We start from the raw sequence: 16827 nt of genomic DNA, 5'->3' as shown, positions 1-16827 counted from the left end.
TTTGGGCGCCGCTGGTTGAAGCGCATCGGGCTTGGCGTGCTGGGGATGGCGGCGGTGATCGTCGTCGCCGGCAGCGGCTATGAGGCTCTCGAACGGCGGCAAGCGGCATCCGCTTATCCGCCGACCGGCCGGCTGGTCGATATCGGCGGGCGGCGCATGCATATCGATTGCCGGGGCAGCGGATCGCCCACCGTGATCTTCGAAGCCGGGCTGACGCTGTCGGGATCGCTGTCGTGGAGCAAGGTGTTCGATCCGGTCGCATCGTTCACACGCGCCTGCGCCTATGATCGCGCTGGCATATTGTGGAGCGATCCCAAATCGGGGCCGCAGGATGCCGCCGCGATCTCGCGCGATCTTCAGGCGACGCTGAATGCCGCAGGCGTCACCGGCCCGCTGGTGCTGGTCGCGCATTCGATCGGTGGCCCCTATGCAACGGTGTTCACGCAGGATCATGGCGACCGCGTCGCCGGGCTGGTCTTCGTCGACACCTCGCATCCCGACCAGATCGCGCGCTTCCGCCGCGTTACCGGCGCGGACATGCATCCGCGCACGATGGTGCCGACGATGAAGGCGATCGCGGCCTTGTCCTGGATGGGGGCGGTGCGCCTGGCGGTGGGCGGCAAGGAGCCGCCCAAGGGGCCGCCGGCGATCATCGCCGAGACCACTTCATTGTCGCACCGGTCGGTCGTCGGCGCGATCGCCGAACTCGAAGGGTTCGACCGGACGATGGCGCGTGCTGGCGCTTTGGGGGATCTCGGCAGCCGGCCGCTGTTCGTGCTCACCGGCGTCGCACCCTATTCGCCGGAGATATTGAAGGAGATGCGTCTGAACCCGCAGCAGGGCGTGCGTCTCCAGGCGGAACTCAGGGCGCTGCACGACGATCAGGCGTCCTGGTCGACACGAAGCTGGCACCGGGTGCTGACTGACGCCAATCACTATGTCCAGATCGACCGGCCCGATGCCGTGATCGGCGCGACGCGCCAGGTGGTCGATGCCGTCCGCCGGGACATGCCGGGAAGGCAGGTGGGCGCAAGCGGCGATTGACGCCGCTGGGGTCGGGCCGGCCGAATAGTCCGGGCGCGATCGCGACCTTTGCATCCTGGGCCGTTCGGGAATAGTGCCGCCCGGGAAGGAGCCATGATGCGTATTGCGATTGGACTGGTCATCGCCATTGGCGTGGCGGCATGTTCGGACGGATCGACCAACGGGCATAATCAGCGGCCGTTCGTACCGCTGGCATTCACCGCGGACACGAATCTGCCGATTGTGGTGAAGGCGCGCCCGACGCACGCCGTTTAATCGCGAGATTTCCACCCAGGGTATCGAAGCCACGATCTTTCCGGCATATTCGCGGGCATGCGCGCCTTGCTTCTCACCCGATATGGCGGACCGGACGCTGCGGAACTGAGCGAAGTGCCGCGCCCGGATGCCGGGGCAGGGGAGGTTCTGGTTCGCGTGTGCGCGGCCGGCCTCAACCCCGTCGATTTCAAGACGCGACAGGGCATGCTCAAGCCCGTCCAGCGCTACAGCCTGCCGGTGGTGATGGGCAATGAGCTAGCCGGTGTCGTCGAGGCGTGCGGTGACGGTGTGACGCGTTTCTCCGTGGGAGACCGCGTTTTCGCGCGCATGCCGAAGGGCGCGATGGGCGCTTTCGCCGACTATGCGGTCGTGCCCCAGGGTGTTCTTGCTCATATGCCCGCCTCGCTCGATTTCGAGGCGGCGGCGGGCATCCCGCTCGCCGGCCTCACCGCGCTTCAGGCGCTGCGCGACGAGTTGAAGCTCGCACCGGGCAGCCGGGTGTTCATCCCCGGTGGTGCGGGCGGTGTCGGTACCTTCGCGATCCAGATCGCGAAATGGCTGGGCGCTGAAGTGACGACCACTGCCTCGCCGCGTGGCCGGGCGCTGGTCGAGCGGCTCGGCGCCGATGTGGTGATCGATTATACGACGCAACGCTTCGAGGATCATGTCCGTGACATGGATGGCGCCTTCGATCTGTTGGGCGGGGAAACGCTGGAAAAATGCTTCGGCGTGGTGAAGCGCGGCGGCACGGTGGTGTCGGTGGCGGGCATGCCGGAGCCCCGGACGGCGCGACAGGATCTGGGCCGAGGCTCCGCGCTCGCCGCGCTGTTCTGGATCGTCAGCTATGGGCTGCGCGCGAAGGCCGCGAAGCACGGCGTCACCTATCGCTATCTGTTCATGCACCCGAGCGGCACCGAGCTCGCCGAACTTGCCCGACTGGTCGACGACGGGACGCTGGAACCCGTCATCGACCGCATCTTTCCCTTCGCCGAGGTCGACCAGGCATTCGCCTATCTCGAATCGGGCCGCGCCAAGGGCAAGGTGGTGGTGCGCATCGCGGATTGATCGCCGCCGGCCCGTGTCAGCCGCAGCCAGGCGATGAACCCATAAACCACCGCCAATACTGTCAGGTTGATCAGTTCCGGCGCCTGTTCGGTCATCGATGCGCCCATCTGGTTGGTGCCGACCATCAAATGAATGCCCGGCGTGCTCGGCAGCAGCCGCGCGGCGAGCACCAGCCAGCCCGGCGTCTGCTCCGCCGGCCATGACAGGTTGGCGAGGAAGAAGATCGGCAGCGAGGTCATGATCCAGAGCTGCACCGGCCGCTCGCGCGTGCGGAAGAAGCTGGCGAGCGCGAGTGCCGCCGCAACCGTCGCCGCCACGAACAATGTGCCCGAGACGATCAGGGTCGGCCCGTCGGCGCCGCCCCGGGGATAATCCTGGAACCAGAAGACGAAGCCGACATAATAGATCACCACCGCCGCGCCGATCGTGAAAAAGGCGAGCGCGGTGCCGAGCAGTCTGCGCGTCGTGAAGCGGTGCGGCCCGCGCCGCTCGACCAGGGTGGCAGCGAGCATCGCCAGACCCATCAGCATCGTCTGCTGGATGATCAGGAAGGTGACGCCCGGCACCACCGTGCTGCCATAGCCTTCGCGCGTGTTGAACAGCGGGCGCTGGATCATCGCGAGCGCGGGCGGCGCTGGCGCGCCCTGCGCCATCGCCTGGGTGACGGCCGCGTCGCGCCCGATCGCGGAGAGTGCCGACCCCAGCCCGGTGAGCGAGGTGCTGCTGCGCAACAGGAAGGCGCCATTGCCGTAAAGTGGCACGTGCCCCTGTTCGCCGCGCAGGATCGCGCGTTCGAACCCTTGCGGGATCAGCAGGATCGCATCCACCCGGCGGCGTTGCATCAGCGCCCTGGCTTCGCCCAGCGTCGCCACGCGCGCGGCGATCCGCGCCTGCTGCACCGCCCCGGCCCGGACGGCGAAGGCGCGGCTCGTCGCGCTGTGATCATTGTCGACCAGCGCCACCGGAATGCGGACCGCGACCTCGCCCGAATAGGCGGCGGGATAGAAGAAGGAATAGAGGATCGCCGATCCGACGAGCAGCAGCAGCACCGCCCGATCGGCCAGGATCGCGCGCAACGTCGCGAGGAATGACTGCCAGATCATCTCTTGCCCCACAGATCGGGCCGGGCGGCGGCGCGCGCATAGCGCGGCAGGCCGATCGCGGCGCCCGCCAGCAGGAAGATCAGCATGATCCCGATCTGCCGCAGCGAGACCGCAACGGGCGCCCCCATCACATATTGTTCGGACCAGAGATTGGCGAAGGCGGTATAAGGCAGGATCGCGTTCCAGATCCGCGCGAAACCCGATGCGGATTCGATCGGGAAGATCACCCCGGCAAAGGCGAAGGACGCGCCCGCATAAAGCCCGGAGAGCGACAGCGTCTGCGCCATCGAACTGGTCAGCCCGATCAGCAGCAAAGCGACCCCGGCATAGGCCAGGTACATGGCGGCATAGCCCGCCAGGATCAGCATCGGGCTGCCCGCGATCGGCCAGCCGCGAATGCCCGCCAGATAGGCCGTCACCACAAGCGACCAGACCATGAACGCCGCGAAATAGGGCAGCAGCTTGCCCGCCACCTGCGCCGCCGCGATGCCGGGTCTGGTCGACAGCCAGCCGCCGATCGTGCCGTCGCGCAATTCGCGCCCCAGCGCGCTCACCACCGCGACCATGAAGATCAGGTGGAGCAAGGCGGGATGGAGCAGGCCGACAAGCTGGAGTTCGTAGCTGCCCTGCGGATTGAACAATATTGCGGTCTGCGCGCCCACCGGTGGCGCCCGCACCCGGCCGGGCCCGGCCAGCGCCGCCACCTCGCGCACCGCCAATTGCCCGGCATAGGCCTGTACCGTCGCGCCGATCTCGCGCATCGCCGCGCCCGATGCGGTGGAATAGCTGGCATTGTAGAATGCCATGATGCTGCCGGTCTCGCCGCGCATCACGCTGCGCGACGCCTCGTGCGGGATCAGGACGACCGCATAGACTTCGCGCATGCGCACCAGCCGCTCGGCGGCGGCCATGTTGGCGGGCCGCGCCGTCACCGCCAGGCCGGGTGCGGCATCCAGCCGTCGCGTCAGCTCGCGGGCGATGCTGCCGCCATCCTCGTCGACCACCGCGATCGGCAGGTCGCGCAGCACGCCGTCGGCCAATTCGATCGAGACGACGGCCAGCAACGCGAGCGGGATCAGCCCCAGCATCGTGCGGTCCCAGAAGCTGGATGCGAGAAAGGCCAGCTCGCGGCGCAGGCTGGAGAGGAACGCGCCTCGCCTTTCGTCCGCCCCGGCAGCCTCCGCCGCCGTCATTGTGGCCAGTCGAACAATATGGTCATGCCTGGGCGTAGCCCGGTGACGGGCGCGGCGGGCACCGCACGCACCTCGAAGCTCTTGATGTCGAAGCCGCTCGACTGGCGCGTCGCGCGCCATGTCGCGAAATCGCCCGCCGGTGCGACGAAAGCGATACGGAAACGCGCGGCGCGATCACCCAGTGCCGGGATGCGGCCACCGATCACCGCGCCGCGCTTGAGCCCGTTCAACTGGTCCTCGCGCACCGTCAGGGTCACCCATGGTGCCTGCGCCTGGGTGAGCAGGAAGACGGGAAAGCCCTGCGGCACCAATTCGCCGGGCTGGGCCAGCCGCCGGCCGACTTCGCCATCGGCGGGCGCGAGTATGCGGGTCTCCGCTTCGGCCGCCGCCACTTCGGCCACCGCGCCCCGTGCCTGTTGCGCCTGCCCGCTGGCGGCGGCGCGATCCTGCGGCCGCGCGCCGGCCAAGGCCGCGTCATATTGTGCACGTGCCGCACGCGCCGCCTCGGCGGAGGCGACCGCATTGGTGCGCGCCTCGTCCGCCTTCTGCCCGGCAAGCACGCCTTCGCGGTAGAGCCGCTGCGTGCGCCCGGCGGTGTCGCGCGCCAGATCGGCGGCGGCCTGGGCGCGCCGCCATTGTGCCTCGGCGGCGCGGATATCCTCGGGCCGCGCGCCTTCATCGGCCTTGTCCGCCATCGCCTGCGCGGCGGCGAGCGCGCCTTCCGCCTGTTGCGACTTGGCGGCGACTTCGGGGCTGGTCACGGTGTAGAGCAACTGGCCGGCGCGCACCGCCTGCCCTTCCTCTACGAAGAAGCGGTCGATCCGACCCGTCACCTTGCTGGTTATGCGGATCTCGCGCGCATCGACCATGCCCTGAAGCTGGTCGGGCACTGGCCGGTAGCTGAGCCATAGGCCGAGCGCGAGCAGTGCGGCAAGGACGGTGCCCACGATGATCGGCCTGATCGGGCGCCGCCCGCGGTCGGGCGCGGCAGTTTCCTCCGGTGCCAGGTCTTCGGTGGCGGGCAATGCGGTTTCGGTCATGGAATCACCGTGTCGGAGTGTCCGAGATAGTCGGGTAGCCGGTCCATCCGCCCGCTCGCGTTGAGCAGATGGGCCAGCGCCTGGATATAGTCGTTGGCGGCCTGGGCGCGCTGGATACGCGCCTTGCCGAGCCCGAGTTCGGCATCGACGACATCGAGCGAGGTCGCCTGCTGCTCGCGGTAGGACAGCGTCTGCAGCCGCAGATTCTCCTCGGCCGAGGTGATGGAACTGGCCAGTAGCAGGAAGCGCCGCCGCGCCGCCTCCGCCTCGTTCCAATATTTTGTGACACCGATCTCGATCTGGGTCTGCGCCTCGCGCAGCCCGGCTTCGGCCTGGGCGGCGGTCTGCCGCGCCGACTCCACCATCTGGCGGCGTCCGGTGCCGGAGAAGAGCTTGTATCTGACGCCCACCCCCACCGACCAGTCGGGATCGGTCAACAGGCTGTTGCGGCGATCGAAATTATACTGGCCGAAGCCGTAGATGGAGGGGCGCAGCTTGGATTGCTGCAAGCTCACGCCCGCATCCGCCTGGTCGCCCATCGCGCGCAGCCGGTCGAGCTGGGGATGCTCGCCCAGCGCCGCCGCCTTGAAAGTCTCCAGCGGTTCCAGCGATCGGCTGTCGACCGAAAGCGGGCTGGTGGGCCGCACCCCGCCCGGCGCGCGCAGCAGTCCGGCGAGCACGGCATTGGCAGTCGCGAGATCGGAAACCGCCTTCTCATATTCGCGCGCTGCATCATCGCGCGCGACTTCGGCCTGCAGCCGCTGCGCACGGCTGATGAAACGCTCGCGCTCCAGCTTGACGGCGTCGGACACATGGCGCTCCAGCCCGCCAGCACGTCGCGGCGCACGCCCAGGGCGCGTTCGGCAAGCTGCTGCCCGAAATAGGCCTGGGTCAGCGTCAGCAGTTGGTCCTCGACCGCGATCGCGCGGTCGGCGCGCGCCTGCGCCACCTGCGCGCGCGCGCCGGCCTGCGTTGCCGAGATCTGCCCCCCGGCATAGATGGGCAGGGTCGCGGTCACGATCGGGCGCGTACTGGTGCGCTCCTGCTGGAAGCGCAGCGGATCGGCGATGCCAAAGCTTTGCGCGACCGGGGCGAGCGAGCCGAGCGGCAGATATAATGTCTTCTGATAGTCGAGCAGTTGCGCCTCGAAATCGACATCGGGCCGGTGGAGCGTACGCGTCGCCCCCTCCTGCGCCTCGCGGCTGCGGACATTCGCATCCTGCGCTGCGATCGCGTCGGACCGTTCGACCAGCCGCGCCTGCGCCGCGCGATAGTCGAGCGGGATCGACGGCGTGTCTTGGGCGGCGCAGGGCGCCATCACTGCCGAAACCAGCACCAACGCCGAAACAACATGGCGAGTCGGCATGACGACACACTCCGCGGTTCGATCACCTGCGTACATGCGATTGCCGTCGTCGATCAATCGGTTGCGGACAGACAGCCCGTGATCGGCCTCCCGCCGGAGACCCGATCCAGGCCGGGTGGCCTATCACCCCCTAGAAGCGGAACGACACCGTCGCCCTCACGCCATGGTCGCTCGCAGCCGAACCGATCGCCCCAGTATAGCCGATGCCGGCGGTCGCGCCCTTGCCCAGGGTGAAGCGGGCACCGGCCGTGAGCAGCGCCGCGTCCTTGTCGAGCGGGGTGCCCAGCACGGTGAAGGCAGTGCCGTTGCCGAAGGACAGGTCGGCGGCGGGCAGGCGGCCGCTCAGCGCGTGGCGCCAGCCGATCGACCCGTAGAGCAGTGCGCCTTCGCCCAGTGGCGCATCGCCGCGCAGACCCAGCGTCGACCAGCTCGCGCTTTCGGTCTGGCGATCGGCGCTGAGCGCGGCAGCACCACCGATCTCGGCGAAGGCGGCGGTGCGGAGGCGGGCATAGGCCAGGCCAGCGAACGGCTCGATTCCGGCATTTCCCAGGGCGATACGATGGCCGGCTTCGGCGAAGAGCTGCAGGCCGCGCGCATCGTAATCGGCGCGTGCCGTCTCGGTGAAGCCGGTGAAGCCGATGCTCCGCCGCGTCGAGACATCGTGCCAGGCAAGGGCCGCACCCGCCTGCATGCTGGTTCCGCCCCAGCGCCCGCCGATATAGGCGCCGACATGAACGCTGTCCGCCTCGGCATGCGATGCGCGGGCCGCAGCATCGGCCTTCGAGCGGCTGTATCCGGCGGTCACGCCGCCGCGCCAGCCGCCGCCGAGATCGGTATCGATGCCCAGCAGCAGCCCCATGATCGACCGGTCGAGGCGGGCGGCATTGCCGTCACTGTCCCAATCGCCCCAGGATCCCACCGCCTGCGCCCACAGGCCGGCGCCATCCTCACCCGCTGTCTGGGCGAGCCGCCCCTGAACCGCGTCGCGGACATGGCGGCCATCGTCGAGCAACATGCCCTTGAGCGATGCGTGGATCTCGCCCGACGCGGCGTCGAAGCCCGTGCGCGCGGTGGCGAGGTCGGCGACATTGGCCATCGCGGTGTAGAGCGGGCTCGCGGCGGTCAGCCCATCGATCCCGCGTGCCGCCGCGCGCTGGTTGAAGGTCAGCCCCGCACTTTCGAAGCTGACGCCGTTGCGCACCGCCTGGAGATAGACACTGTTGGCATCATAGGTGAGGCCGAGCGTGAGGAAGGGCTGGGTGAGCGGCGAGGCCAGATCGACGCCGGCATAGCCCGCGCCGCTGCGTCCGCCCTGCGCGGTCAGGATCGCGCTGCGATCGCCCAGCCGATAGCTGGCGCCCGCGACATTGGCGGCCTGGACGCGGCCGCCCTGGATGACGGCGGTGCCGGTCACGCGGATCAGGTCGCCGGGCTCATAGGCATAGGTCGATCCGGCAAGCTGCGTATAATTGCCCGCGATCGTCAGCGTGCCCGCGCTGTTGCCCGGCGCGATCGTGCCCGCGACGGTGGTCGTGCCCACCGTGCCGCTGCCCGCCAATGTCGCGCCGCTCGCCACCGTTACCGCCGAAGCCGCGATCGATCCGTTGACGTTCAGCGTGCCCGCATTGACCTGGGTCGCGCCGGTATAGTTGCTTACGCCGGTCAGCCGCAGCGTGCCCGCACCCGTCTTCACCAGGGCGCCGCCGCCCGAAATCGCGCCACCGAAATCGATCGTGTTGGAACGATTGAAGATCAGCGTGCCGTCATTGGCGATATTGCCCGCCACGCTGCCCGTGGTGCCGCCGTCACCGATCTGCAGTGTGCCCGTGGCGATATGCGTGCCGCCGGCATAGTCATTGACACCGGTCAGGATCAGCGTGCCGAGATCCTGTTTCTCCAGCCCGCTCGCGCCGGTCAGCGCGGCGGAGGCGGTCGCGCGCCAGACGGCGCCCGCGGCACTGCCGTCGCCGACGCGCACCACCGTCATGCCCGGCGCGGCCAGCGTCACCGGCGCGCCGGCAAGGCGATAGCCGTCGACTGCGAACTGCATGCCCTGCGTCGAAACGCCGGCTTCGGCGGTCACGACACCCGCCGTGCCCTGGAACACCGCGAAGCCGCCGTTCCAGCCATAGCTGGCGCTGCCATTGGGATTGGTCCAGTTGGTGAGCGGCCCAGACGTCCATGTCCCGCTGCCGCCGACGACGCTGCCCGTCGGGCTGGTCGTAGTGCCGTTCCAGAACTGCACGAAATCGGGGCCGGTCTTCACCTCGACCACCAGATTGACCTGGCCCGCCTGGCCGGTCTGCACCGTCGTGACCGTGCTGTCGGCCTGCGGGCGCTGGCCGATCGCCAGGCCGTTGTCGGTCAGCGCGCCGCCATAGTCGAACAGGCGATAGACACCCAGGCTATAGCCGCCCGCGTCGGAGACCTTGAGCGTACCGTCGAGCACCAGATTGCCCGCCACCGCGAACAGCCCGTTCCCGCTCGGCGCGCCCAGCGCGGCATCGATCACCGCGCCGTCCGCCAGGGTCAGCGATCCCATCGAGAGCGTGGTGCCGCTGCGGCCGGCAAGCGTGCCGCCCGAGGCGATCGAGACCGCGCCTGATGCCGTGCCCCCGCCGGTCAATGTCGCCCCGGAGGAGACGGAGAGCGTGCCGCCCAGCGTGCCCGTCAGGTTGAGCGTGCCCGCCTGCACCGCCGTACTGCCTGCGAAACCGCCCGAATTGCCGCCGAGCGTCAGCGTGCCCGCGCCGGTCTTCACAAGATTGCCCGCACCGCCGATCGCGCCGCCATGGCTGAGCGCGTCGGCACGGTCGAAGGCGAGCGTCGCGCCCGCCGAAACGGTCGCGGAGCCGCCCAGATTGCCGCCCGAGCCGATGCGTAGCGTGCCCGCCGAAACCGCGGTGCCGCCGCCATGCGTCGCCGCGCCGGTCAGCGTCATCGTGCCCGTGCCTGCCTTGACTAGGCTGCCCGCGCCGCTGATCGCGCCGCCAAAACCGAAGCTATCGCTGCGATCGAAGACGAGCGCGCCCTGGTTAACGATATCGCCCGTCACGCTGCCGCTGGTGCCGCCATCGCCGATCCGCAGCGTGCCGGCGGCGATGGTGGTGCCGCCCGCATAGCTGTTGGCGCCGTTCAGGATCAGCGTGCCCGCGCCGCTCTTCACCAGCCCGCCGCTGCCGGTGAGCGGCGCCGCGATCCGTGCCGTGGTGCCGTCCGTGCCCTGCTGGTCGAGTGCGATCTGCACGGCGCCGGAGAGCGTGAGCCCGCCGGCCGTGCCCGCCGCCAGGCTGTAGTTCGCACCGCTCAGGAAGCGCAGGCCCGTCACCGTCTGCGCGCCCACGATCGTCACCGTCGATGCGCCTGCCGCAGCGAACACCGCCTTTTGCCCGGCCCAAGGCGCGTTGATGGTGTTCGCCTGGTTGGTCCAGTTGGTGTTGGCGGCGTTCCATATGCCCGAATCACCGCGACCATTGGCCACGCCGCCCGGCGCCATGTTTGCGCCGTCCCAATATTGCTCGCCCGCCGCCTGCGCGACGATCAGGTCCACTTGCCCGGCATTAGCGGTGTAAATGCCCCAGTCGCCGGGATTATAGCCCAGCGGCACGGTAGAGATCACCAAGCCATTGTCGGTCAGTGCACCATCGTAATCGAACAGCCGATAGGTGCCGAGGCCGAAGCCCGTGCCCGCCGTCACGTTGAGCGCGCCGTCGAGCGTCAGCTTGCCGGCCACGTCGAACAGTGCGGTAACGCCCGGTGCGCTCAGCGTCACATCGACATTGCTGGTGGCGCTCAGCGTGAGCGACGCGCCGAAGTCGAGCTGCGCACCGGATCGACCGAGCAATGTCGCGCTATTGCCGATCGTCGCATTGCCGCCGATCGAACCGGTCCCGCCGACCCGGCCGGCCTCGGCGACGAGCGCACCGACGATCGATCCGTCGACAAGCAGCGTTCCGGCCTGCACCGTCGTCGTCCCGGCATGAGTGTTGGCGCCCGTCAGGGTGAGCGTGCCGCCACCCGTCTTGATCAGGCTGCCCGAGCCCGAGACGATTCCGCCGAAACTCGTGGCGTCGGAACGGTTGAAGACGAGAATGCCCTGATTGGCGATATTGCCGGTGATGCTGCCGGTCGTGCCGCCATTGCCGATCTGGAGGACTCCGGCGGCGATGGTCGTTCCGCCGGCATAGCTGTTCGCGCCGGTCAGCGTCAGCGTGCCGGCGCCCTGCTTGACGAGGCCGCCAGTGCCCGAGACGTCCCCGACAAAGCTGTAATCATCGGACCGGTTGAATGCGAGCACCGCATTGTCGACGACGTTGCCGGTGATGCTACCGGCCGTTCCGCCGTCGCCGATCTGCAGCGTTCCCGTCGAGACGGTGGTGTTGCCGGCATAGGTGTTCGTGCCGGACAGGATCAGCGTGCCCGCGCCGCTCTTGGTCAGCGCGCCGCTGCCAGTGATCGGCGCGGCGACGCGGATGGTCGTGACATCCGTGCCTTGCTGATCGAGCGTCAACTGGGTGGCGCCGCCGATGATGAGGCCGCCGGCGGCGCCCGCAGCGAAGCGATAGTCGCTCCCGCTCAGGAAGCGTATGCCGGTAACGGTCTGCGCGCCCTCGATGGTGACGGTCGACGCACCCGCCGACGCGAACACCGCATTCTGCCCGACCCAGGGCGCGTTGATCGTGCCCGCCTGATTGGTCCAGTTGGTATTGGCCGCGTTCCACACGCCCGATCCGCCGCGACCGTTCGCCACGCCGCCCGGCGCCATGTTCGCGCCATCCCAATATTGATCGCCGCCGGCCTGGATCACGTTCAGCGTTACCTGCCCGGCGGTCGCGGTGTCGATCGTCCAGTCGCCGGGATTGAAGCCGGTCGGCAGCGTCTGGATGGTGAGGCCGTTATTGGTGAGTGCGCCGCCATGATCGAACAGACGATAGGCGCCATAGGTGAAGCCGCCGCCATCGGTGACGTTGAGCAGACCGTCGAGCGTCAGTGCGCCCGTCACGTTGAACAAAGCGTTCGTGCTCGGCGCGCCGAGCGTCACGTCGATCGCGGTGCCGCTGCCCAGCACGAGCGAACCCATGTTGAGGAGCTGCCCGGCGCTGCCCTGCAATATCGTGTTGGTGGCGGCGAAGCTGACCGGGCCGGCGATCGTGCCCGCGCCGCCCAGTGTGCCGCGCTGCACGGTAACGGCGCTGTTCGTCAGGTTCGCACCGTCGAGGAACAGCTTGCCGCCATTGACCAAAGTCGCGCCGGTATAGTCGTTGATGCCGTGCAAGGAGGTCACGCCGCTCAGGAAGGTCGCGGAGAGATTGCCGGTCATCAGCGGTGCGAACGCAAGGTTCGTGGTGTTGCGATTGTCGAATTCGACGCTGCCGCCGCCGACACCGCCGCGCACCGTGGTTGCCGTCACGATGCCGTTGCCGGCGTCGCCCCAGATCTGGAGTTTGCCGTTGCCGCCGGCATTGCGGCCGAGCACGATCTCGCTTGCCTTGATCTCGGATATGGCCGTGATCAGGCTGCTATAGACGCGCAGCACGCCGACGCCCGATGCGCCGACATCGATGGTGTTGGCGCCGGCATCCCAGCTGCCGCCGCGCTGGATGAAGATGCTGCCCGCGGTGTTGGCGGCACCGCCGACCGATCCGCCAGCGCTCGTCATCTTCGCGCCGCCGCTTGCCAGCAGCCGCGTCGGGAAGGCGTCGGTCCCGGTGCCGCCCACGGTGATCGCACCCGCGACGTTCAGCGTCGCCGCCGCTTCGGTCGCCATCATCACGCCCTGCTCGATGGTCAGCCCGCCATCGATCTGGGTCTGGCCGGTGAAGAAGAAGGAGCCGAGGCCACCCTTGATCAGGTCGCCTGTCGCATGGATGACGTTGCTGGCGTTGAGCGTGCCGGAGCTGTTCGAGGTCGGTTGATTGACGTCGATCCGCGCATCGTCGGCCAGCGTGATCTTGCCGCCGGCCAGGGTCACCGGCACGTTCAGCGTGCGCAGACCCGTTGCGGAGACCCCTGCTGCATCGACGGTGACAGCATAGCTGGGGCTGGTGCTCGATCCGTTGACGCAGGCATTGTTGGGGCATGGCCCGAACACCGCGATGCCGCCGGCCCAGGGCGCGTTGATGCTGCCGGCCTGATTGGTCCAGTTGGTGCTGCTCGTGTTCCAAATGGCGGTGCCGCCGCGGCCGTTCGCGACATTGCCGGGGGTCAGGTTGGTCCCGTCCCAATATTGTTCGCCCGGCCCCGCCGCGACGATTAGGTTGACCTGGCCGGTGGTGCCGGTGCCGATCGCCCAGTCGCCGGGGTTGAAGCCCTGCGGCAGCGACTGGATGGTGAGCCCGTTATTGGTGAGCGCCCCGCCATAGTCGAACAGGCGATAGGTGCCGAGCGCGAAGCCGCCGCCATTGGTGACGTTGAGCAGACCATCGAGCGTCAGTGCGCCGGTGACGTTGAACAGCGCGCTCGTGCTCGGCGCGCCGAGCGTCACGTTGATCGCGGTGCCGCTGCCCAAGGCGAGCGATCCCATGTTGAGCAATTGACCGGCGCTGCCTTGCAATATGCCATTGGTCGCCGCGAAGCTCACCGGCCCCGCGAAGGTGCCCGCGCCGCCCAGCGTGCCGCGCTGGACGGTGACCGCGGTGCCGGGCAGGCTCGCGCCGTCGAGGAACAGCTTGCCGCCATTGACCAGGGTTGCGCCGGTGTAGTTGTTGATGCCGCGCAATGTGGTCACGCCGCTCAGGAAGGTGGTGGAGAGGTTGCCGCTCAGCAGCGGGGTGAACACCGAGGCGGTCGTGCTGCTCTGATTGTCGAACTCGACGCTGCCGCCGCCCACGCCGCCGCGGATCGTTGCGGTGGTGAGGATGGCATCGACGTCGTCGCCCCAGATCTGCAACAGGCCGTTGCCGCCGGCATTGCGGCCGAGCACGATCTCGCTCGCCTTGATCTCCGACACTTCGTTGATGAAATTGCTGTAGACGCGCAGCACGCCCTTGCCCGACGCGCCGACATCGATCGCATTGTCGCCCGCATCCCAGCTGCCGCCGAACTGGATGAAGATGCTGCTCGCCGAATTCGCCGCGCCGGCGACCGAGCCGCCCGCGCTGGTCAGCTTCGCGCCCGCAGTCGCGACCAGCCGGGTCGGGAAGGTGTCGGTTCCCGTGCCGCCGACGGTGACCGCGCCGCCGACAGTGATCGCGGCCGAGGCCCCGGATGCAGACATCACGCCCTGTTCGACGATCAGCCCGCCATCGACCCGCGTCTGACCGGTCGACAGGAAGGATCCGGCGCCGCCCTTGGTCAGGTCGCCCGTCGCATGGACGGTGCCGGCGGTGCTGATCGAACCGGATCCATCCTGGGATTGAATCACGTCGATCCGCGCATCGTTCGCCAGCGTGATCGGTCCGCCCGCCAGCTTGAGCGGCAGGCCCAGCACGCGCAGCCCCCGCGCCAGAACGCCCGCCGCATCGACGGTGACGGTATAGGCGCCGTTGCCCGTGCTGCAGACATTGCCGGGGCATGGCCCGAAGACCGCGATGCCGCGCGCCCAGGGCGCGTTGATGCTGCCGGCCTGGTTCGTCCAATTGGTGCTGCTGGCATTCCAGATACCGCTGTCGCCCTGGCCGTTGGCGATATTGCCGGGCGTCGTGTTCGGCCCGTCCCAATATTGTTCGCCGGGTCCACCCGCGACGATCAGGTTCACCTGGCCGGCGGTGCCGGTGCCGATCGCCCAGTCGCCGGGATTGAATCCCTGCGGCAGCGACTGGATGGTGAGCCCGTTATTGGTCAGCGCCCCGCCATGATCGAACAGCCGATAGGTGCCGAACGCGAAACCGCCGCCATTGGTGACGTTGAGCAGGCCATCGAGCGTCAACGCGCCATCCACCTTGAACAGCGCGGTTTTGCTCGGCGCGCCCAGCGTCACGTTGATCTGCGATGTCGGATTGAGGATCAGCGAACCGAAGCCCAGGTCGCTGCCGGCCGCACCCAGCAATATGCCCCCATTGGCGATGCTGCCCGCGCCGCTGAACGCGCCGCCGCCGCCCAGCACCGCACCGCTCGCCACGTCGACGCCGGTGTTGGTCATCACGCCGCCGACGGTCAGCATGCCCTGCTTCACCGCGAAGATGCCATTGAGGCCGCTGCTGTCGCCCGTCAGCGTCCAGGCGCCGGCGCCGAGCTTCTCGCCCGCCTCGAAATTGCGGATCTGGGTGGCGCCGAAATTGAAGGTAGCGGTGGTCCCCTGACCGCCGTCGAGCGCGAAGGTGTCGATCTCCGCTGCCTGTGCCGGATCGGTGCCGCCGTCGACATCGCCGATCAGCGTGTAGCTGGGCAGGAAAGTGACGCGGTCCGCGCCGTCGTTCAGGCCGATGGCGACGCCGACACCGCCGCGAGAGACGGTGCCCGCCACCACCAGAGTGTCGATCACTTCGGGGAAGGTGCCCGCGCCGTCGTCCTGCGCATAAGCGACATTGCCGGCAGCGTGGAGCCGTCCGCCCGCGCGGATCGTGACGTTGGCGGTCACCGGCGTCTCCACCGTCTCGCCCTGCGCGCGGCTGGCGGAGATAAAGAGCGCACTGGCGCCGCCGAGCTGCTCGACATTGCCGCCGATGTCGATCGTCAGCGCGCCGTTCCCCACCGATGTCTGGGTGTTGTAGAACAGCGCCCGGGCGCTGCCGCGCGTCGTGATCCGGCCGGTCGCGCCCACCGTCAGCGTATCGCCGATGCCGCCGAAGATCCCCTGGGCCAATTGCGTGTCGATCACGCCGTCGACGATCACCGTGGAGTTGCTCGGCACCCCCGAATTGAAAGTGCTGATGCCGATCCCGCCGCTGCCCTTATTGCCCAGATTCTGGGTGTTGCCGGTGACGATCGAGCCCGTCGAGAGCAGGCGGACGGTCGAGTTGGCGCCAACCTCCACCCCCACGCCGCCCGAGGAGTTGGCGATCGCGGCATCGCCGGCCGAGCGGATCGTGCCGGCCAATGTCAGGTCCGCATTGTTGCCGAGCTGAATGCCGCGGCCGATGCCGTGCAGTTCGATCAGTGATCCCACCCCGGTGAGGATTGTGACGCCGGACTTGCCGAATCCGTCGATGGCGTCGGCGGTGTCACCCGACAGCGTCGTGATCGATCCCGTGGTGTCGATCGTGATGATGTCGCCATTGCCCGGGCGGATGCCCTGGCCGCTGGTGCCGGTCGCGCGGATCGCGCCATTGACCAGATAGGTATTGCCGCCGGCGCGCCCGTCGATCGCGGCGTTGAGCGCCGAGCCGTTGGTGACGATCTGGCTGCCGGCATTGAGGGTGATATAGGCGCCGGAAAGCCCGGTGGAGCCCGAAACCTGGGTCGGCCCCGTGATGCCGCCACGTCCGCGGATCGTGCCGTCGAGCGTGACCGTCGCGCCATTGCCGAGCAGCACGGCATAGCTGTCGATGCCTTCGTTGCCGGTGACGCTGCGCACGCCGAGATCGAGCTCGGCATTGCTGCCGAGCCAGATCGCCGGGCCGCTCGAGGGGATGACGGTCGCGTCGGGCAGGACGTTCACGATCACGCCCGTGCTGGCCTCGGCGACGACGCCGGCGGTACTGGCGCCGTCGCAATTGACCGTCGCGTTGCTGGCCGGGGCGGTCGCGGAGCAGGCGGCGGCCGCCGGGTCGGCGGTGATTGCGGTCAGTGCCAGCACCGCGCTGCCGAGGCAGAGCCGGCTGCGGAGTCCTCGGAAAATCGGCCGTCCGTTCGCGTTCGAGAAGCTGTCCGCCACCTGTCCA

The 16827-nt window shown here is 68.7% G+C and carries 9 protein-coding genes; 3 read left to right on the top strand and 6 right to left on the bottom strand.

Features of this window, described 5'->3' with window-relative positions; all coding sequences use genetic code 11:
* Positions 1 to 15 precede the first annotated feature (15 nt).
* The 3 genes from AC3WN8_RS15000 (at position 16) to AC3WN8_RS14990 (ending at position 2364) form a co-directional block, all read left to right on the top strand.
* Positions 16 to 1044 carry an alpha/beta fold hydrolase gene (locus AC3WN8_RS15000; protein ID WP_492670252.1) on the top strand — a complete coding sequence of 343 codons (1029 nt, stop codon included), beginning with the start codon at positions 16 to 18 and terminating at the stop codon, positions 1042 to 1044.
* 96 nt (positions 1045 to 1140) lie between these two features.
* Positions 1141 to 1299, top strand: a complete 159-nt coding sequence (locus AC3WN8_RS14995; RefSeq protein WP_492670251.1) for a hypothetical protein — start codon at positions 1141 to 1143, stop codon at positions 1297 to 1299.
* 57 nt (positions 1300 to 1356) lie between these two features.
* A complete protein-coding gene (locus tag AC3WN8_RS14990) occupies positions 1357 to 2364 on the top strand; it encodes an NADP-dependent oxidoreductase (RefSeq protein ID WP_492670250.1) in 1008 nt (335 codons plus the stop codon).
* Here AC3WN8_RS14990 and AC3WN8_RS14985 read toward each other — a convergent pair.
* The 6 genes from AC3WN8_RS14985 to AC3WN8_RS14960 form a co-directional block, all read right to left on the bottom strand.
* Positions 2310 to 3467, bottom strand: a complete 1158-nt coding sequence (locus AC3WN8_RS14985; RefSeq protein ID WP_492670249.1) for an ABC transporter permease — start codon at positions 3465 to 3467, stop codon at positions 2310 to 2312. The two genes, AC3WN8_RS14990 and AC3WN8_RS14985, sit on opposite strands and share 55 nt — an antisense overlap.
* Complete coding sequence (locus AC3WN8_RS14980) at positions 3464 to 4660, bottom strand: ABC transporter permease (protein ID WP_492670248.1); 1197 nt, start codon at positions 4658 to 4660, stop codon at positions 3464 to 3466. The genes AC3WN8_RS14985 and AC3WN8_RS14980 overlap by 4 nt, the downstream gene beginning before the upstream one ends.
* The gene (locus tag AC3WN8_RS14975; protein WP_492670247.1) at positions 4657 to 5700 is read right to left on the bottom strand and encodes an HlyD family secretion protein; all 1044 of its coding nucleotides are present in this window, start codon (positions 5698 to 5700) and stop codon (positions 4657 to 4659) included. The genes AC3WN8_RS14980 and AC3WN8_RS14975 overlap by 4 nt, the downstream gene beginning before the upstream one ends.
* A complete protein-coding gene (locus AC3WN8_RS14970) occupies positions 5697 to 6239 on the bottom strand; it encodes a TolC family protein (protein WP_492670246.1) in 543 nt (180 codons plus the stop codon). Before AC3WN8_RS14970 ends, AC3WN8_RS14975 begins: the two co-directional genes overlap by 4 nt.
* Positions 6212 to 7066 (bottom strand): hypothetical protein, encoded by an 855-nt coding sequence (locus AC3WN8_RS14965; protein ID WP_492670245.1) that lies wholly within the window; start codon positions 7064 to 7066, stop codon positions 6212 to 6214. Before AC3WN8_RS14965 ends, AC3WN8_RS14970 begins: the two co-directional genes overlap by 28 nt.
* A 130-nt stretch (positions 7067 to 7196) precedes the next feature.
* The gene (locus AC3WN8_RS14960) at positions 7197 to 16820 is read right to left on the bottom strand and encodes an autotransporter-associated beta strand repeat-containing protein (protein WP_492670244.1); all 9624 of its coding nucleotides are present in this window, start codon (positions 16818 to 16820) and stop codon (positions 7197 to 7199) included.
* Positions 16821 to 16827 lie beyond the last annotated feature (7 nt).

This window comes from Sphingobium sp. FW305-3-2-15-F-TSA7 (assembly GCF_058787155.1).
This window is presented reverse-complemented; position numbering and strand designations above follow the sequence as displayed.